The following is an 18,496-nucleotide window of genomic DNA, read 5'->3' as shown; positions in this document are numbered from 1 at the left end:
AGGAGGAGTAGGAAACATGCAACTGAAGAGAGTAAAGACCGAGGACGTCTACCCGAGCGAGGGCAACCCCCGCCGCGACTTCGGCGACCTCGACGCGCTGGCCGCCAGCTTCGGCCTGAACCCGGCGCACCCCGGCGAGCCCATGACCCCGCCGCTGCTCGTGCAGGACGGCGGCGTGTACCGCATCGTCGACGGCGAGCGCCGCTGGCGCGCCATGCGCAAGGCCGGCACGGCCGAGTTCGACGCCGTGGTGTGCGAGGACTGGGGCGACGCCGACGCCGCGCTGGCGATGCTGGCCACCGACGACAAGAAGCCGCTGGACGACGCCGAGCGCAGCCGCGGCGCGCAGCGCTGCCTGCTGCTGGGCGTGGAGCCCGAGAAGGTCGAGCGCGCCGTGCGCAAGAAGGGCATGGCCCGCGTGCGCCGCGTGGCGTCCGAGATCGGCGCCGAGGCCGAGACCATGAGCCTGGACCACCTGCTGGCCGTGGCCGAGTTCACCGGCCAGCGCGCGGTCCGCGTGGCGAACGCGAGCGAGAGCGAATGGGTGCGCGTGGCCAGGGAGTGCCGCCGCGAGGTCGAGAGCGAGCGCATAGTGGCCGCCTTCGACGAGGCCGCCGAGCGCCTGGGCGTCGAGCTGCACGGCCAGAAGTCCTTCGACACGGCCGGCTACGCCTACGACTGCCGCGCCGACAACCCCGAGGCGTTCGTGGCCAAGGCCGCCGACGACCCGGAGGGGGCCGCGTGGGTGCTGGTGCTGCCGACGGTGGCCGTGCCGTACGCCTACCGCTACGTTCCCGCCGACACCGAGGAGAAGGCGGCCGCGGCGAGGCTGCGCGAGGACGCCGACCGCATGGATACGGCGTGCCGCGAGGCGGCCGGTTCCATGTTCGCGCACCTCGCCGAGCGCCTGCTGGAGGGCGACTACCCGGAGCACGCCATGGCCAAGGCCGCCGCGGCGTTCCTGGGCGACCCCGCCAACAGGTGGTCGGCCTACACGGAGGCGTCCGAGGCCCTCGACGCGGCGGGCTACGACGGCACGCGCCCGGACGGCCGGATCACCGGCATGTGCGGGGCCTACGCGCTCCACGACTGGCTCGGCGACGCGGTCCCGGGCGGCGGCGTATGGATGTGCGTGGCCGGCGGCCAGCCCGGCGGCACCGTGCAGGCGCCCGTCGCCGTCGCCGCGTGGCTGGAGGCCGTGGCCGCGGCCGTCGAGGACGGCTGGCGCATGGGCGCGGGCCAGATGCAGCTGGTGGCCGAGGCCAAGGCGTGGCTGGAGGCCGTGCGCGAGAACGAGAACAAAAACGAGAACGAGGAGGAGAAGTAGAGATGGTCAAGATCGCATCGGTCGAGGCCGAGAACGTCAAGAGGGTGAAGGCGGTCTACCTGGAGCCGCGCGCCGAGGGGCTGACCGTCATCGGCGGGCGCAACGGGCAGGGCAAGACCAGCCTGCTCGACGCCATCGGCTGGGCGCTGGGCGGCGACAAGCTGCGCCCGTCCAACGCGGCCCGCGAGGGCGCGGCGAGCGCCCCGGCGCTGCGCGTGGTGCTGGACAACGGCATCGTGGTGGAGCGCCGCGGCAAGAACGGCTCGCTGAAGGTGACCGACCCTTCCGGCCGCAAGTCCGGCCAGGCGCTGCTTAGCTCGCTGGTGGACCGCCTGGCGCTCGACCTGCCGCGCTTCATGGAGTCGAGCGACAAGGACAAGGCCGAGACGCTGCTGTCCATCCTGGGCGTGGGCGACCGCCTCGCCGAGCTGGACGCCAAGGCGAGCAGCGTCTACAACCAGCGCCACGACGTCGGCGTGATGGAGCGCCAGAAGCGCGCGAGCGCCGAGGAGATGCAGTTCTGGCCGGACGCACCGGCCGAGGAGGTCGACGCCGCCGAGCTGATCGCCGCGCAGTCCGCCATCCTCGCCCGCAACGGCGAGAACCAGCGCAAGCGCAACGAGGCAGAGCACATCAACGGCCAGCTGGCCGCGGCGCGCCAGCAGATGGCGGCGCTGAGGCAGCAGGAGTCGCAGCTGGCCGCGGCCATCGAGGCCAAGGCCGCCGAGGTGCAGCGGCTCGCCACGGACGCCGCGACGGCGAGCAAGGACGCCGCGCAGCTGCGCGACGAGTCCACCGACGAGCTGCAGGCGCAGCTGGCCGCGGCCGACGCCGTGAACGAGAAGGTGCGCACCAACGCCCGCCGCGCCCGCGCCATGGCCGAGGCCGACGAGCTGAAGTCCCAGTACGACGACCTGGACGCCGAGATGGGCCGCATCCGCGCCGAGCGCACGGACCTGCTGCGCGGCGCCGACCTGCCGCTGCCGGGCCTGTCCGTCGACGAGGAGGCGCGCCTGACCTACGGCGGCCAGCCGTGGGACTGCATGAGCGGCAGCGAGCAGCTGAAGGTGGCCACGGCCATCGTGCGCCGCCTGAAGCCGGAGTGCGGCTTCGTGCTGGTCGACAAGCTGGAGCAGATGGACCTGCAGACGCTGGCCGAGTTCGGCGCGTGGGCGGAGTCCGAGGGCCTGCAGGTCATCGGCACGCGCGTGTCCACCGGCGGCGAGTGCAGCCTGGTGATTGAGGACGGCCGCGGGCAGCTCGGCGAGCCCGGCGGCGATGTGGAGGCCGAGGCGCCCGCGCCCGCAACGCCGGCCGGATGGGAGATCAGGTAATGGGAAGCATCCAGATCACGCGGGGGGCTACCGTCCACCCGCAGAAGGTGGTCATCTATGGCGTCGAGGGTATCGGCAAGACCACGCTGGCCGCGCAGTTCCCCGACCCGCTGTTCATCGACACCGAGGGCGGCACCGAGGGCTACGACGTGGCCCGCACCCAGGCGCCGCAGAGCTGGACGGCGCTGAAGGACCTCGTGCGCGCCGTGGCCGCGGAGCGCCCGTGCGGCACGCTGGTGCTGGACACGGCCGACTGGGCCGAGCGCCTGCTGTGCGCCGAGCTGTGCGCCAAGAACAAGTGGCAGAGCATGGAGGCGCTCAACTACGGCAAGTGCTGGCAGTACGCGCTGGAGGAGTTCGGCCGCCTGCTCGACCTGCTCACCGACGTGCGCGACGCCGGCATGAACGTGGTGGTGACCGCACACGCCACGGTGAGCAAGTTCGACCAGCCCGACGAGGCGGCGAGCTACGACCGCTGGACCATGAAGATGTACAAGAAGGACGCCGGCCTGCTGAAGGAGTGGGCGGACGCGCTGCTGTTCGTCAACTACAAGACCGTCGTCGAGATGGTCGGCGAGGGCTTCAGCGCCAAGGGCAAGGCGCGCGGCGCCAAGCGCACCATCTTCACGACGCACCACGCCGCCTGGGACGCCAAGAACCGCTGGGGGCTTCCCGACGAGGTGCCGCTGGGCTACGAGGCCATCGCGCCGCACGTGCCCTCCCCCATGGCGCCCGCGCAGCCGGCCGCGCAGCAGCCCCAGCAGACGCCCGCCACGGCGCCCGCGCCAGTCACGGCACCGGCACCCGCGCCGGCACCCCAGCCCGCCCCGGCACCGCAGGCGGCACCCGCGGGCGACGCCCCGGCGAGCATCCCCGGCACGGAGGGGCTGCCCGCGTTCTGGGCTCCGGCCGTCCAGCTCATGGAGCGCGACGGCGTCACGCCCGACGAGGTGCGCGGCTTCGCGGTGCTGCAGGGCCACTTCACGCCCGACACGCCGCTGGCCAACTACCCGGCCGACTACGTCGCCGGCCTGATCGTCCCGCAGTGGGAGCAGGTAAAGGCCAAGGTGGCCGAGTACCGCGCCGCCGAGGACGTGCCCTTCAACTAGCAGAGAGCCGCCGATGGCGGCGAAGAAGAGAAAGGATTGAGAGATGGCAGAGATGCAGGACGTGGCGCTCGACTGGGACGTGTGCGAGGCGGACCCGGACGACGGTAGCCACGGCGGATGGACGCTGCTGCCCGAGGGCTTCTACCCCTTCCGCGTCGAGAGGATGGAGCGCGAGCGCTACCAGGGCTCGCAGAAGATGCCGCAGTGCCCCATGGCCAAGCTCACGCTGTCCGTGACCGGCGCCGACGGCCGCGACACGACGGTGCAGCAGCGCCTGTACATCACGCGCAACCAGCTGTGGAAGGTCTCGCGCTTCATGGAGTCGGTGGGGCGCGGCCGCAACGAGGCCGGCAAGGTGATCATCGACTGGGGCGGCATCGAGGGCTCGACCGGCTGGGTCAAGCTGAAGGTGCGCTCCTACACCGGGCGCGACGGCCAGGAGCGCCAGACAAACGACGTCGAGTGGTTCGTGAAGCCCGAGGAGCAGCAGGAGGCGTGGGAGTCCTACGACGCCGCCTGCAGGGCCGCCGCCGCGCAGGCCGCCCCGGCGCCGCAGCAGCAGGCCCCCGGATACGCCCCGCAGGCGTCCCAGGCGCCCCAGAACGGCGCGTTCGCGCCCGCGCCGCAGTACTCGCCCGCACCGGGCGCACCGGCCCCGCAGGCGGCCTCACAGGGCGTCCAGCCGCCTGCCTTCCAGCAGCAGGCTGCCCCCGGCGCCTGGGGCATCCAGTAGGGAGGCGGCACCCGTGGAGCTGAGACCCTACCAGCAGGCCGCGCGCGAGGCCATCGAGCGCGAGTGGGAGGGGGGCCGGGCGCGCACGCTCCTGGTCCTCCCCACGGGGTGCGGCAAGACCGTGGTCTTCTGCACCGTGGCCAAGGACGTCGTGGACGCGGGCGGCCGCGTCCTGATCCTCGCCCACCGCGGCGAGCTGCTGCAGCAGGCCGCCGACAAGCTGCGCGCCGCCACCGGGCTGGGCTGCTCGGTCGAGCGCGCCGAGGAGACGAGCGCGGGCAGCTGGTACCGCGTGACCGTCGGCAGCGTGCAGACCCTCATGAGGCCCAAGCGCCTGGCGCGCTTCGCCCCCGACCACTTCGACGCCATCGTGGTCGACGAGGCGCACCACGCGCTGTCCGACTCCTACCAGCAGGTGCTGGGGCACTTCCCCGGCGCCAAGGTCCTGGGCGTGACCGCGACCGCCGACCGCGGGGACAAGCGCGACCTGGGCCAGTACTTCGAGAGCGTGGCCTACGAGTACACGCTGCCGACCGCCATCCGCGAGGGGTACCTGTGCCCCATCCGCGCCGAGACCGTGCCGGTGGCCATCGACCTGGCCGGCGTCAGGGTCTCCTCCGGCGACTTCGCGGCCGGCGACCTGGGCACGGCGCTGGACCCGTACCTGGGGCGCATCGCCGACGAGATGGCCGCGGCCGGCTGCATGGGCCGCAAGACCGTGGCCTTCCTGCCGCTCGTGGCCACATCCAAGAAGTTCGCGGCGGCGCTCGCGGAGCGCGGCTTCGACGCCATGGAGGTGAACGGCGACAGCACCGACCGCGCCGAGACGCTGGCGCGCTTCGACGCCGCCGGCCCCGGCTCGGTGCTGTGCAACTCGATGCTGCTCACCGAGGGCTGGGACTGCCCCAGCGTGGACTGCGTGGTGGTGCTGCGGGCCACCAAGGTGCGCAGCCTGTACGTGCAGATGGTGGGCCGCGGCACCCGCCTGAGCCCGGCCACCGGCAAGACCGACCTGCTGGTGCTCGACTTCCTGTGGATGACCGAGCGCCACGACCTGTGCCGACCGGCGCACATCGTGGCCAGGTCGCCCGAGGTGGCCGAGCGCATGACCCAGATCGCCGAGACCGCCGGCGGGCCGGTCGACCTGGACGCCGTGGAGCGGCAGGCGTCCGAGGACGTCGTGCGGCAGCGCGAGGAGGCGCTGGCCGAGCAGCTGGCGTCCATGCGCAAGCGCAAGCGCGCGCTGGTGGACCCGGTGCAGTTCGCCATGAGCATCCGCTCGGAGGACCTGGCCGGCTGGGAGCCCGCGTTCCCCGCCGAGCTGGAGCCGCCGACCGAGAAGCAGCTGGCGGCGCTGGAGCGCTACGGCATCTTCCCGGACGCCGTGGAGTGCCGGGGCAAGGCCAGCCTGCTGCTGGACCGCCTGGCGCAGCGCCGCCGCGAGGGGCTGGCGACCCCCAAGCAGATACGGCGGCTGGAGTCCTACGGCTTCCGCGCCGTGGGCACGTGGCCGTTCGAGGCGGCCAGCAACATGATCGGCCGCATAGCGGCGCAGGGCTGGCGCGGCGTCCCGCGCGGCGTCGACCCGGCGACCTACGACCCGAGGAACGGGGTGTAAGAGATGGACGACTACGGATACGGCGGCGGCAGCCTGCTGGAGGACGACCTGCAGGGGCTGCTGGACGCCGTGGACCCCGCGGGGCTGGACTACCGCGGGTGGGTGGACGTCGGCATGGCGCTGGCGGCCGAGGGCGTGCCGTGGGAGGTCTGGGACGCGTGGAGCGCCCGCGACCCCGCCCGCTACCACGCCGGCGAGTGCGAGCGCAAGTACCGCACCTTCCGCGCCGGCGGCGACGGCCGCGTGAACGGCGGCACGCTCGTGCACATGGCCATGGAGGCCGGCTACGAGCCGCCCGCCTCCGACGACGTGGCGCTCGACTGGGACGTGCGCGAGGCCGACCCGTGGGACGGCCCCGACCGGCCCGGCGCCCGCGACTGGCGCACGACCCGCCCGCAGGCGGCGCCGGCGGCCAAGCCGGCCAACGTCGTCGTGGACCCCACGTGGCTGGAGTCCGACGAGCTGCGCGAGCCCGAGGGCGACGCGTGGCACCCCGGCGAGCAGCTCACGCGCTACCTGTCGGCGCTGTTCGACCCCGAGGACGTGGTGGGCTACGTCACCGAGGCGTTCGAGCGCGACGGCCGGTGGACGCCGGCGGGCAAGGGCATCTACACCCGCACCGCCGGCGAGCTGATCGAGAGCGTGGCCAAGTACGGCGACGACCTCGCCAGCTCCATCGGCGCGCCCAACCCGGAGAGCGGCGCGTGGATTCGCTTCAACCCGCTCGACGGGCAGGGCGTGCGCAACGACAACGTGGCGGAGTTCCGCTACGCGCTCGTGGAGTCCGACGAGATGGCGCCGGGCCGCCAGATGGCCGTCATGCGCGCCCTGGAGCTGCCCATCGCCGCCGTGGTCCACAGCGGCAACAAGTCCGTGCACGCCATCGTGCGCGTCGACGCCCGCGACTACGACGAGTACCGCCGCCGCGTCGACTTCCTGTACCGCACGTGCGCGGACAACGGCCTGAAGCTCGACACCCAGAACAAGAACCCGTCCCGCCTGTCCCGCATGCCCGGCGCCATGCGCGCCGGCCGCAGGCAGTGGATGGTGGCGGGCTCCATGGGCAGGGCGAGCTGGAAGGAGTGGCGCGAGTGGCTGGAGGAGCAGAGCGACGACCTGCCCGACCCCGAGACGCTGGCCGCCACGTGGGACGACCCGCCCGAGCTCGCGCCGCCGCTGATCGAGGGCGTGCTGCGCCAGGGGCACAAGATGCTGCTGGCCGGGCCGTCCAAGGCGGGCAAGTCCTTCGCCCTGATCGGCCTCACCGTGTCGCTGGCCGAGGGCCTGCCGTGGTTCGGGTGGAGGTGCGCCCAGGGCCGCGTCATGTACGTGAACCTGGAGCTGGACCGCGCATCCTGCCTCCACCGCTTCCGCGACGTCTACGCCGCCATGGGCGCCGAGCCGCGCAACCTGGAGAACGTGTGCATCTGGAACCTGCGCGGCCGCTCCAAGCCCATGGACCAGCTGGCGCCGGCGCTCATACGCCGCGCGGCCAAGGAGCGCCCCATCGCCGTCATCATCGACCCCATCTACAAGGTGATCACCGGCGACGAGAACTCGGCGGACCAGATGGCCGCCTTCTGCAACCAGTTCGACCGCGTGGCCGACAGCCTGGGGTGCGCCGTCATCTACTGCCACCACCACTCCAAGGGCGCGCAGGGCGGCAAGCGCTCCATGGACCGCGCATCCGGCTCGGGCGTGTTCGCCCGCGACCCCGACGCGCTGCTCGACATGCTGGAGCTGCACGTCTCCGACGAGCTGCGCGCCCAGCTGGAGGCGCGGCGCGTGGGCGGCTGGTGCGAGGCGTGGATGGACGCCAACGCCGCCGCGCTCGGCGACTGGCGCGCCTCCGTGCCCGACGACGCCCGGGCCGCGGGCGGGGACGCGATGGTCTCGGCGTGCCGCTCGCGCGTCGAGGCGGCCCGGCCGGAGTGGGCCGGCGCGTTCCTGGACGGCGTGGTGGCCGCGCGGCGGGCGGCCCGCGCCATGACGGCGTGGCGCGTCGAGGGGACCCTGCGCGAGTTCCCGCGCTTCGAGCCGGTGAACCTGCTGTTCGACTACCCCATGCACCGCATCGACGCCACCGGAGCGCTCGCCGACGCCAGCCCCGAGGGCGAGGAGCTGGGCCGCGCGGACTACCGCGCCCAGGGCCGCGAGCGCAAGGCCAGGAACGACGCCCGCAAGCAGGAGGCCAAGCTGGCCGCGCTGCGCGAGGGCATGGCCGCCTGCGCCGAGGACGGCGTGGACGCCACCGTGGCCAACGTGGTGGAGCGCATGCCCGAGGTCGACGGCAGGCAGGTGACCAAGGCCACAGTGCAGTCATGGGTCAAGGCTTCGGCCAACGAGTGGTGCACGATCACCTGCGAGGGCGGCAAGGGCAAGCAGCCGGGCATCCTCCGCGACCCCGAGATGGAGGCGGCCATGACCGGCTGGTAGGCCGTTGTGTGTATGTATGGACTATCTCTAAAGAGATAAGTGTATCCACACAAGCAAAACCAGCTAGTTGGATGGTGGCGGGGCCGTGCGTGCGGGCTGAAGCCGCGCCCGCACTCGTGCGCGAGGCTACGCCCCGCCATCCATGCAACCAGACGAAATAAGAACGAACGAACGAGAGGAACGAGAGATGAAGGTCTACGAGTGCGACCGCTGCGGGCGGTACGTGGAGATGGACGCGAGGATGTACGTGCACAGGCCGTACCGCGGCATCTGGAAGGTGGGCAGCCGCAGGCACCTGTGCCCGGAGTGCGCCGAGGGCTTCAAGGAGTGGTTCGCCGCCGGCGGGAACTGCCGCGAGGAGGCCGTGGAGGTGACCGGGCGATGAAGGTGGACGTACCGGGGCGCGGCGCCGTCGACATCCGCGGCGTGGCGATAGTGGGGCCGGTCTGGACCGACCCGGACATGTACTGGGAGGTGCGCCAGTACCTGCAGAGGACGGCGGACGCCGGGCGAGACGCCGACAGCATCGAGTTCGACGGCATCGAGTTCCGCAGCCTCCCGTGGCGCGGGCGCGTGAACGCCGGCATACTCAGGCAGATGGTGCGCGACCTGGCCGACGAGTTCCCCGACGGCACCCCGCGCTATGACGGCGTGTGCATGCTCGACGGGTGGCTCTCCGACGCTGCGGCCGCCTTCGCCGCGGCCGTGGCGAACACGTGCGGCGCAGCGGTCATGGGGCTGGAGGAGTGGCTGCGCGCCCTCGAACCGGCAGACGCGGAGCGCAACGAGGAGGCGAGCGGGCAGTGAGGACGATCGAGTACGAGTGCGGGCGCTGCGGGAAGCCCACGGCCATGGAGCCGCTGAGGTACGCCAGGACGTTGCTCCGCGACAGCGTGAGGGTGGACGGCTCCATGCGCGAGCTGTGCCCGGCGTGCATCCGCTCGCTGCACGGGTGGTTCGCGGCCGGCGAGAAGCAGAAGGGCGGCGAGTGAGGTGGGCATCACGATCATGGACACCGACCTGCCGGCGACCTCCCCGCTGCCGCAGGTGCCGCGGGTGCGGTACACGGACGCCGGCGGGCGCGTCCACGAGGGGTGGTACGCGTTCCACGAGGCGCGGCAGCCCTGCCCGCTGGGGCGGGACCGCCTGCGGCCGGGGGACTGCATGCACCTCATCGTCTCCGACGGCTTCGCCGACTGGAACATGCCGCGGGACGTGAGGGTGCAGGCCATCGCGCCGGACGGCGGCGAGGTCGAGCTGCTGGGCGGCGGGGCCGCCGGCTGCGCGCTGGCCGCCGAGAACCTGCTGGAGCTGCTGCGCGGGCTGCCTGACTCGCTGGCGCGGACGCTGGCGGCGAGGGCGGCCGAGGAGTGCGCGCTGTGGATAGACGAGATCGAGGAGGACGAGTGATGGACGGAAAGGCCGAGGGGCCCAAGCGCAGGCCAAGCATCGAGGTGCGCTGCCCGAAGTGCGGGACGCGCACGGTGTGGCACAGGCTGCCGAGGGCCGGCGACGAGTGCCGCTGGTGCGGGCACGCGTTCGGCGACTTCGAGTGGCATGCGACCAAGGGGGTGCGCGGTGGACGAGGGGCCGAATAGGGGCTGCCTGCTGGTGCTGCTGGCGGCGCTCGCCATCGACCTCATGGTGCTGCGCGGGTGCATGGCGCTCGCCGCGGCGCTGGCGGGGTGACAGGCGACAACAACCGGATACTGTGGGCACGCCGGGCGGGCTGGGCCCGGCGGGTCTCCTCCACGGGGCCGTCCTTCGGGGCGGCCCCTTCGCTTTTGGCGACACGTGCCCGACACTGCCGCCCATGGGAAGCAACAGGACCGACATACTCACGCCCGCGCAGGAGGCGTACGCCCGCGAGAGGGCGAAGGGGGCCACGCAGCGCGCGGCCTACCGCGCCGCATACCCCGGCTCCGCGAAGTGGAAGGACAGCGCCGTGGACAGCGCGGCGTGCCGCCTGGAGGCCACCGGCAAGGTATCGGCAAGGCTCAGGGCCCTGCAGGAGGCCGCCGCCCGCGCCGCCACCGTCACGCGCGCCGAGATCATCGACGCCCAGGGGCTGCTGCTGCGCAAGGGCCGCGAGGCCGTGGAGCGGCACTCGCTGGCGGACAAGGAGATGGCGCCCGCCGTCAAGGCGCTGGCCGACGCCTCCGACCGCCTCATGGAGTGGCTGCCCGACGAGGCGCCCGAGGAGGGCGCGGCGTTCTGCCGCGACTTCGCGCTGCTGCTGGCCCCGCCGTTCCTGGAGCCGCACCGCATGATCGCCGGCGGCCACCGCGGCGATATATGGCTGGCCGGCGGCCGAGGCTCCACCAAGTCCTCGTTCTGCTCGCTGGAGGTCGTGAGCTACATCGAGTCACACCCCGACCAGCACGCCGTCGTGCTCATGAAGCGCAAGGCGGACCTGCGCGACGCGGCCTACGCCCAGGTGGTGTGGGCCATCCGCGCGCTGGGGCTGGAGGACGGGTACGACATGCCCGAGTCCACGCTGCGCATCACCAGGCGCTCGACCGGGCAGAAGATCATCTTCCGCGGCTGCGACAACGCCAACAAGATCAAGTCGATAAAGGTGCCGTTCGGCTACGTGGGCTGCGCGTGGTTCGAGGAGGCCGACCAGTTCGCCGGCATGGCCGAGATACGCAAGGTGACGCAGTCCCTCACGCGCGGCGGCGAGGGCTGCGTGCGCCTGTACTCGTTCAACCCGCCGCGCTCGGCGCGCTGCTGGGTCAACGCCGAGATGGAGCGCCGCGAGGCCGCGGGCCTGCCGGTGTTCCGCTCGACCTACCTGGACGTGCCGCCGGAGTGGCTGGGCGGGCAGTTCATCGAGGACGCCGAGAGCCTGAAGGCGGCCGACGAGCGCGCGTACCGCCACGAGTACCTGGGCGAGCCGGTGGGCATCGGCACCGAGGTGTTCGACAACGTGGTGTTCCGCGCAATCACGGACGACGAGGTGGCGCAGTTCGAGCGCCTGCGCTTCGGCCAGGACTTCGGCTGGTACCCCGACCCGTGGGCCGTCACGGGCAGCGAGTGGCGCCCCGGCGGCCGCGCGCTGCTCACCTTCTGCGAGGACGGCGCCAACAAGCTGCCGCCCGACGGGCAGGCCGAGCGCGTCAAGGCGCTGCTCACGTGGGACGGCGGCGACGGGCGCCCGGCCTACCACCACCTGCCGGTGCTGTCCGACGACGCCGACCCCACGGCCATCGCCGTGCAGCGCGACCACGGCGTCAACGCCAGGGCGGCGGGCAAGGGCAAGCCGGGCCGCATGGCCTCGTACCGCTTCCTGCAGTCGCTGTCCGAATGGGTCATCGACCCGGAGCGCTGCCCGAGGCTGGCCGCGGAGGTGCGCGCGCTGGAGTACGCGCAGACGCCGGACGGCGAGGTGCTCAACGAGATACCCGACGGGAACGACCACTGGGTGGACGCTACCCGCTACGCAACGATGGACGAGGCGCGCAGGGCGCGCGGATACAGGAAGGTGGCATAGGGCATGGCAGTGGACGAGTTCAGCGTGCCGGCGCACGTGACCAAGAAGCTGAAGGAGCTGGGGTACGCCGTCGACACCTCGATGGACACCTACATCCAGTCGTGGTTCGACTGGTACAGCGGCAAGGACGACTGGTACCGGGACGGCTACACCGACCTGCAGGGGCGCCGCCGCACCCGCAACCGCATGAGCATCCGTCCCGCCAAGCGCGTGGCGTTCGAGTGGGCCAGCCTGCTGATCACCGACGACACGCAGGTGAGCGTGGAGGCCGACGGGGCGAACAAATGGCTGCAGGACTGGCTGGACCGCGCCAACTTCTGGCCCACCGGCCAGATGGTCGTGGAGAAGGCGTTCGCGCTGGGCACCGCCGCGTGGGCGCTGTGGCTGGACGTGCGCGACGAGGGCGCCGAGCTGAAGGTACGCCGCTACGACGCCCGCATGGTGCGCCCGCTGTCATGGGACGAGGAGGGCGTGAGCGCGTGCGCGTTCGTCACCCGCGCCGCCGTCGCCGGCAAGCGCGTCGACCAGCTGCAGGTGCACGCGCCGGACCCGGTGACCGGCACCTACCACATCAGCACCTACCTGTTCAGCGAGGGCGAGGAGCAGGACGCGGAGGCCGCCGGCGTCATCGCCGACTTCGACACGCTGCAAGACTGCCCCACGTTCGGCATCATCCGCCCCGCGCTGGAGAACACCGTGGTGGACCTGTCACCGTTCGGCCAGTCCGTGTTCGCCGACGCGCTCGACGCCATCAAGGCCGTGGACCTCGCCTACGACTCCATGTTCCAGGAGGTCGAGCTGACCGCCGCCAAGGTGTTCGTGGACGAGAGCATGGTCGACGTGCGCAGCGAGAACGGCAAGGTCATACCCTCGCCGCGCATCGAGGGCCGCCTGTTCCGGCGCCTCGCCGGCCAGGACCCGACCAAGAACCTGATCAGCATCTACAGCCCCGAGATACGCGTGGAGCCGCTGCGCTCCGCCTTCGACATGGCGCTCGCGGAGCTGGGCGACCTGTGCGGCTTCGGCCAGCAGTACTTCGCGCTGGACAAGTCCGGCGGCCTGAAGACGGCCACCGAGGTGGCGGCCGACAACTCCGCGCTCATGCGCAACGTGCGCAAGCACGAGAACGTGCTGCGCGGCGCCGTCCAGCGCGTGGTGACCAGCCTGCTCAACTGCGCCCGCATCCACTGCGGCGCGGCCGTCGAGGAGGACTTCGGCGCCGTCAAGGTCCAGTTCGACGACTCCGTGATCGCCGACACCCAGACCGAGAAGAACATGGCGCTGGCCGAGATAGCCGCGCTGGGCGTCCCGGAGCTGAAGCAGCGCTACCTGATCGACTGGCACGGCTTCAGCAAGGAGGAGGCGGCCGCGGCCGTGCCCTCCGCCCAGCTGCTCGACGAGGGCTTCTGATGCTGTCCCCGGAGGCGCTGGAGGAGGCCGGCGAGGCGCTGGCGCGCGTGTACCGCGGCATAGAGGCCGACATGCTGAACTACCTGGTGGACCTCATGCTGTCCGGCGCCGGCGTGACCTCCAGGAGCGTGACGGCCGCGGCGCTGCTGGGCCAGACCCACGCCGACGAGTTGCGCCGCATCATCGAGCGCCACGCCGGCGAGGTGGACGCCGAGCTGCGCGCCACCGTCGAGAAGTTCATGAGGGCGTCCGACGCCGACGACATGGAGCGCCTGGGCAGGCCCGGCACGGAGAGGGCGTGGCCGCGCCAGATGGACGCCACCGTGCGAGGGCTCGCCGCCATCCTGCAGCGCGACAACCTGCACATGGAGCAGGGCGCCCTGGACGCGTTCCTGTCCGCCTCCACCGAGGCCATCGCCCGGGTGAACTCCGGCGCCTCAACGGCCGAGCAGGCGTTGCACCGCGCCGTGCGCAGGCTGGAGCGCGACGGCGTGAGCGTGGTGCAGTACCGCGACGCCGCCGGCAACCTCACCGTGCGCAACCGCGTGGACGTGGCCGTGCGCCGCCACGTGCGCACCCAGATCGCCCAGGACGGCGCCCGCATGACCGCGAGGGCCATGGACGAGTACGGCGTGCAGCTGGTCGAGGTTTCGAGCCACCCCAACGCGCGCCCGAGCCACGCCGCGTGGCAGGGGCAGGTGTACGGCTGGCGCGGCGCCGTGAGCATCGACGGCCGCTCGTACGAGGGGCTGGAGGCCGCCACGGGCTACGGCTCGGTGGACGGCCTACTGGGCGCCAACTGCCGCCACTCGTTCGGCCCGTACCTGCCGGGCGCGCCGCGCGCCTACGAGCGCGACCCCAAGCACGCCAGCGGCCTGCCGGGCGAGGAGGTCTACAAACTGGAGCAGAGGCAGCGCGCCGGGGAGCGCGCCATCCGGGAGGCCAAGCGCGAGCTGGCAGGCGCGCGCAAGTGCTACGACGTCTCCCCCACCAACGCCGCGCGCGTCGAGGTCGTGAGGGCACAGGACCTGCTGACACGCAGGCAGGAGGCCATGCGCCGGCTGGTGAAGGAGTCCAACGCCAAGAGCCTGACCGGGCACCCGGTGCTGCACCGCCACCCGGCGCGCGAGTGGGCCGGGGACATGCCCGGCGGCGCATGGGTCAAGTCGAGCGGCCGCACGCTGGCGCAGCTGATGGACGGGAAGGCGGCCCGGGAGGCGATGGCGAGGGCCGGCGCCAGCCGTACCGCCGTGGCCAGGGCCGTGGCCGAGGAGATGAAGCTGCAGGGCATGAAGGCGTCCGACTTCTCGACGCTCACGGCCGGCGAGCAGCGCCGTATGTTCAACGCCGCCATGCCGGGCGTCACGCCCGTGAAGGACGGTCGCAGGCAATTCCTCAAGATCGCAGGGGAGCACGGCCGCGAGGCCGACCTGGCGGCGGTGAACCCGGGTTTCACATCGAGGGACCCGAAGTGGACGCTGAACTGCCAGCGGTGCGTCCCGTCGTACGAGATGCGCCGCCGCGGCTTCGACGTAGTGGCCAAGCCCCGAATCGTCGACGAGAACGGCATGCCGAAGGACACCGACCCCATGAACGGGAAGTGGTCCAAGGTGTTCGACGGGCAGGAGTGGAAGCGCTGCGGCGGCAAGAGCGGATGCGACAAGCTGCTGAAGAGCTGGGGCGACGGAGCCCGTGCCGAGGTATACGTGATATGGCCGAAGAAGCGCGGCGGCGGCGCGCACGTGTTCGCTGCCGAGAACATCGGCGGCGAGATCAGGTACATGGACCCGCAGAGCGGCAGGGCCGACGTATCTGGGTACTTCAAACTGGCGAAGCCGGGCGGTACAATGGCATCGAGAATCGACGGGCTCGACCCGTCCGACACGATAGAGCTGTGCTGCACGAGCAGGAAGGGGTGACGATATGGAGCTGAAGGAAGCCAAGAAGCTGGCGCAGGCCGCCATTTCGGACGGCCAGCGGCTCACCGCCGCGTTCGACGGCGGCGTGCACTGGTTCTTCTCCGTTGGAGACTCCGTGGCCGACGTCGTTCCCGGCTGCTCGCCCATCGCCATCGACAAGGCGAGCGGCGCGGCAAGCTACCCCATGCCGTCGATACCGTCCATCCTGACCGGGCAGGCGCCGACGGCGGCCGAGGCCGAGATGGAGCAGGCGCGCGAGGTCGCGCTGGCATAGCCAAACACACACAACCGAACAGAACGAGGCGAGGGCCGTCCGCAGGGGCGGCCCTTCCTTTTGGCGGGCGACACGTGCCCGACCATCCAAGCTGCGCGGGCACCCGGCGGCAACGGGGTGCGGCGCGGCAGCGGCGGCAACAGCTGCAAGTACCGAAGCGCGCAGAGAAGCGCGGCAACCAAACACCGGAAAGGACTGGTACGGACATGGGAGCACAGCAACCGCAGGGGCAGCAGACCGACCCGCAGGAGGGCCAGCAGCCCGCAGGGGGTGCCGGCGACGGCACCCAGGCACAGCAGCCCCAGGCGCCGGCGAACGAGCCGGCAGGCGGCACCACGGAGCCGCAGGGCGGCGATGGCGGCGCGACCGTCAACCGCCACAAGTACGAGCGCGACCTGAAGGCCAAGGACGACGAGATCGAGAAGCTGCGCGCACAGCTCGACGAGGCGGCCAAGACCAAGGAGGGGCGCGAGGAGCTGCAGAAGAAGCTCGACGAGATGAAGGCGTCCATGGCGAGCGAGAAGGCGGCCTACCGCCTGGAGATCGCCGGGTGCAAGAACGTCAAGGCGGCCAAGGCGCTGCTGGACGACTACGAGGGCGACGTGGACAAGCTGAAGGAAGCCTGCCCGTACCTGTTCGAGGAAGCAAAGAAGACCGGCTCCACGGGGCTGAAGCCCGTGGGCGCGGCCAAGGACGACGACGCGGCGCTCGACCGCGCCTTCGGCCTGAAGAAGTAGAGAGGAGCAGCACATGGCTGCAACCAACAACCTAGCCAACTGCATCGACAAGTTCACCACCCGACTGGACAAGGTCATCGCGCAGGAGACCGTCACCGGCGACCTGAACATGAACCAGGACCTGCTGGGCGAGATGAGCGGCAACGGCAAGATCGAGATCGCCAGCCTCGACATGGACGGCCTGGCCACCCACAAGCGCGGCCAGGGCTTCACCAAGGGCGGCATCTCCGTCACCTGGCAGCCCTACCAGCTGCAGTACGAGCGCGACCGCGAGTTCAACATCGACGTGCTCGACGACGACGAGCGCGCCAAGATCGTCTCCGCCAACGCCATGGGCGAGTTCGCCCGCACCAAGGTGGTGCCCGAGGTGGACGCCATCCGCTTCGCCAAGCTCACCCAGAACGCCGGCACCACCGTCAAGAAGGACCTGTCCGGCGCCGACGAGACCGTGGCCGCCGTGCTGGAGGCCGAGCAGTGCATGGAGGACCACGGCGTAAAGCTGTCCCAGTGCCTGTTCTACCACTCCGCCGCCACCAAGAAGCTGCTGCGCCTGTCCAACAAGTACCAGCTGTCCGCCGGCGAGTCCCCGAACAGCAACTTCGGCACCTACGACGAGATGAAGATGATCGGCGTGGCCGGCGACCGCTTCTACTCCGCCATCAAGCTGCTGGACGGCACCACCTCCGGCGAGGAGAAGGGCGGCTACGAGAAGGCCGAGGACGGCAAGGCGCTGAACTTCATCGTCATGGCCCCCGAGGCCGCCGCCGCCATCTCCAAGCACGAGAAGCTGCGCTACTTCTCCCCCGACGTGAACCAGGACGACGACGCCCACAAGTGGCAGTACCGCCTGTACCACGACCTGATCGTGTACCTGAAGAAGAAGGGCCTTATCTACGCCCACGTCGCGGTGACCGCCTAATGGCCACCATCGTGGGGCTGACCTTCCCCGAGGAGCCGGCCGAGAAGCCGGCGGAGGCCAGCCAGGAGCAGGTACCCGAGCCGGAGCCCGAGCCGGCGGCGGAGCCCGAGGAGCCGGCCGAGAAGCCGGCCCGCAAGCCGCGCAAGAGGGCCGCGGCCAAGGCAGCGGAGGCGGAGTAGCCATGCTGCCGGAGGTCGAGAGCGCCAACTACCACGGCGCGAACACGTGGGACGACGTGCGCCCGCACCTGGGCGCCGCCGTGGCCGCCGTGCGCGAGGTGATCGGCTTCAACGAGCCGGAGGGCGAGGTGCAGGTGGAGGCGTACAAGGCCGCCGTCTGCGCGGCGCTGGACGTCGACGCGGCGTACGGCTTCTCCGGCGGCATCGAGGCGTCCGGCTCCGTCCGCCTGGGCTCGCTCACCATCGAGCAGGGGCAGGGCGGCGGCTACGACGCCGCGATGGACCGGGCGGTGCGCCGCGCGCTGTCCGGCTCCGGCCTCCTGTACCAGGGTCTGGGGTGATCTGCATGGTGCCCATACCCAAGCGCCTGCTGCCCAGCCGCGCCGAGGTGCGCGTGCCCGAGGAGGTGGACGGCCGCCAGGGCTTCTCCGACAAGAGGCTCCTGCTGGGCGTTCGCTACGAGCAGAGGGCGTCCGTGCGCGCCACGGACTACCAGCTGCAGGACGCCACGACCGGCCTGCTGTTCATCGACGCCGTGAACACGGCGGGGGCCATGGAGCTGCCGGCCGGCAGCCTCGTCTCCGTCGACGGCGCCACCGAGTGCTGCGTCGCGTCGTGCACCCGCTACGTCGACGAGCGCGGCCACGTGCACCACTGGGAGGTCGAGCTGAAGTGAGCATCGCCGTGGACGTCATCACCGCCGGCATCGACCTGGCGACCGCGCCGGCGGAGTGCAAGAGGCGCCAGGTGCTGTACGCGCGCCGCTGCGCGTTCACCATGCGCAAGTACGTGCCGGTGCTGGAGACCCCGCTGCGCTCCAGCGAGCCGGTCAACTCCGACTACGGCGCGGGCATCCTCACGTGGAACACGCCCTACGCGGCGCGGCAGTACTACGAGCCGATGAACCACACCGACCCGGCGACGACCGACCACTGGGACGAGAAGTGCCAGCGCGAGGACGGCGACGACCTGCGCGAGTTCGCGCGGCGCCTGTACATGGACTACTAG

Annotated in this window: 21 protein-coding genes; all 21 read left to right on the top strand. The window is 71.6% G+C overall.

What is annotated here, in order from left to right:
* The first annotated feature begins 16 nt into the window (after positions 1–16).
* The 21 genes from PGW49_RS00190 (at position 17) to PGW49_RS00090 (ending at position 18,496) form a co-directional block, all read left to right on the top strand.
* Complete coding sequence (locus tag PGW49_RS00190) at positions 17–1,327, top strand: ParB/RepB/Spo0J family partition protein (RefSeq protein WP_270224904.1); 1,311 nt, start codon at positions 17–19, stop codon at positions 1,325–1,327.
* Between the two features lie 2 nt (positions 1,328–1,329).
* Positions 1,330–2,661, top strand: a complete 1,332-nt coding sequence (locus tag PGW49_RS00185) for an AAA family ATPase (protein ID WP_270224902.1) — start codon at positions 1,330–1,332, stop codon at positions 2,659–2,661.
* A complete protein-coding gene (locus tag PGW49_RS00180; protein ID WP_270224901.1) occupies positions 2,661–3,770 on the top strand; it encodes an ATP-binding protein in 1,110 nt (369 codons plus the stop codon). The genes PGW49_RS00185 and PGW49_RS00180 overlap by 1 nt, the downstream gene beginning before the upstream one ends.
* A 43-nt stretch (positions 3,771–3,813) precedes the next feature.
* Positions 3,814–4,503: a hypothetical protein gene (locus PGW49_RS00175; RefSeq protein ID WP_270224899.1), complete on the top strand. Its 690-nt coding sequence runs from the start codon at positions 3,814–3,816 to the stop codon at positions 4,501–4,503.
* Positions 4,504–4,516: 13 nt separating this feature from the next.
* A complete protein-coding gene (locus PGW49_RS00170; RefSeq protein WP_270224898.1) occupies positions 4,517–6,121 on the top strand; it encodes a DEAD/DEAH box helicase in 1,605 nt (534 codons plus the stop codon).
* 3 nt (positions 6,122–6,124) lie between these two features.
* On the top strand, positions 6,125–8,557 hold the full coding sequence (locus tag PGW49_RS00165) for an AAA family ATPase (RefSeq protein WP_270224897.1): 2,433 nt from the start codon (positions 6,125–6,127) through the stop codon (positions 8,555–8,557).
* Between the two features lie 187 nt (positions 8,558–8,744).
* Positions 8,745–8,942, top strand: a complete 198-nt coding sequence (locus PGW49_RS00160) for a hypothetical protein (protein WP_270224896.1) — start codon at positions 8,745–8,747, stop codon at positions 8,940–8,942.
* Positions 8,939–9,364 (top strand): hypothetical protein, encoded by a 426-nt coding sequence (locus PGW49_RS00155; protein ID WP_270224895.1) that lies wholly within the window; start codon positions 8,939–8,941, stop codon positions 9,362–9,364. The genes PGW49_RS00160 and PGW49_RS00155 overlap by 4 nt, the downstream gene beginning before the upstream one ends.
* Positions 9,361–9,549 carry a hypothetical protein gene (locus PGW49_RS00150; RefSeq protein WP_270224894.1) on the top strand — a complete coding sequence of 63 codons (189 nt, stop codon included), beginning with the start codon at positions 9,361–9,363 and terminating at the stop codon, positions 9,547–9,549. Before PGW49_RS00155 ends, PGW49_RS00150 begins: the two co-directional genes overlap by 4 nt.
* 1 nt (position 9,550) lies before the next feature.
* Entirely contained in the window at positions 9,551–9,967 is a 417-nt protein-coding gene (locus tag PGW49_RS00145; RefSeq protein ID WP_270224893.1) for a hypothetical protein, read from the top strand.
* 147 nt (positions 9,968–10,114) lie between these two features.
* Positions 10,115–10,246, top strand: a complete 132-nt coding sequence (locus PGW49_RS00140; protein ID WP_270224892.1) for a hypothetical protein — start codon at positions 10,115–10,117, stop codon at positions 10,244–10,246.
* Between the two features lie 256 nt (positions 10,247–10,502).
* A complete protein-coding gene (locus PGW49_RS00135) occupies positions 10,503–12,050 on the top strand; it encodes a PBSX family phage terminase large subunit (protein WP_270224890.1) in 1,548 nt (515 codons plus the stop codon).
* Positions 12,051–12,053: 3 nt separating this feature from the next.
* The gene (locus PGW49_RS00130) at positions 12,054–13,460 is read left to right on the top strand and encodes a phage portal protein (protein WP_270224888.1); all 1,407 of its coding nucleotides are present in this window, start codon (positions 12,054–12,056) and stop codon (positions 13,458–13,460) included.
* The gene (locus PGW49_RS00125) at positions 13,460–15,379 is read left to right on the top strand and encodes a phage minor capsid protein (protein WP_270224886.1); all 1,920 of its coding nucleotides are present in this window, start codon (positions 13,460–13,462) and stop codon (positions 15,377–15,379) included. Before PGW49_RS00130 ends, PGW49_RS00125 begins: the two co-directional genes overlap by 1 nt.
* 4 nt (positions 15,380–15,383) lie before the next feature.
* Positions 15,384–15,653, top strand: coding sequence for a hypothetical protein (locus tag PGW49_RS00120; protein WP_270224885.1), 270 nt, complete (start codon positions 15,384–15,386; stop codon positions 15,651–15,653).
* 206 nt (positions 15,654–15,859) lie between these two features.
* Positions 15,860–16,390 (top strand): hypothetical protein, encoded by a 531-nt coding sequence (locus PGW49_RS00115; RefSeq protein WP_270224884.1) that lies wholly within the window; start codon positions 15,860–15,862, stop codon positions 16,388–16,390.
* 13 nt (positions 16,391–16,403) lie between these two features.
* On the top strand, positions 16,404–17,309 hold the full coding sequence (locus tag PGW49_RS00110) for a hypothetical protein (protein ID WP_270224882.1): 906 nt from the start codon (positions 16,404–16,406) through the stop codon (positions 17,307–17,309).
* A complete protein-coding gene (locus PGW49_RS00105; RefSeq protein ID WP_270224881.1) occupies positions 17,309–17,488 on the top strand; it encodes a hypothetical protein in 180 nt (59 codons plus the stop codon). Before PGW49_RS00110 ends, PGW49_RS00105 begins: the two co-directional genes overlap by 1 nt.
* Before the next feature lie 2 nt (positions 17,489–17,490).
* Positions 17,491–17,829, top strand: coding sequence for a hypothetical protein (locus PGW49_RS00100; RefSeq protein ID WP_270224879.1), 339 nt, complete (start codon positions 17,491–17,493; stop codon positions 17,827–17,829).
* A 5-nt stretch (positions 17,830–17,834) separates the two neighbouring features.
* On the top strand, positions 17,835–18,164 hold the full coding sequence (locus PGW49_RS00095) for a putative minor capsid protein (protein WP_270224877.1): 330 nt from the start codon (positions 17,835–17,837) through the stop codon (positions 18,162–18,164).
* A gap of 8 nt (positions 18,165–18,172) precedes the next feature.
* On the top strand, positions 18,173–18,496 hold the full coding sequence (locus tag PGW49_RS00090) for a minor capsid protein (RefSeq protein ID WP_270224876.1): 324 nt from the start codon (positions 18,173–18,175) through the stop codon (positions 18,494–18,496).

Source organism: Collinsella aerofaciens, from assembly GCF_027679495.1.
GTDB classification, from domain to species: domain Bacteria; phylum Actinomycetota; class Coriobacteriia; order Coriobacteriales; family Coriobacteriaceae; genus Collinsella; species Collinsella aerofaciens_AK.
The sequence above is the reverse complement of the archived record's forward strand: the minus strand, read 5'-3'. Positions and strand labels throughout refer to the sequence as shown.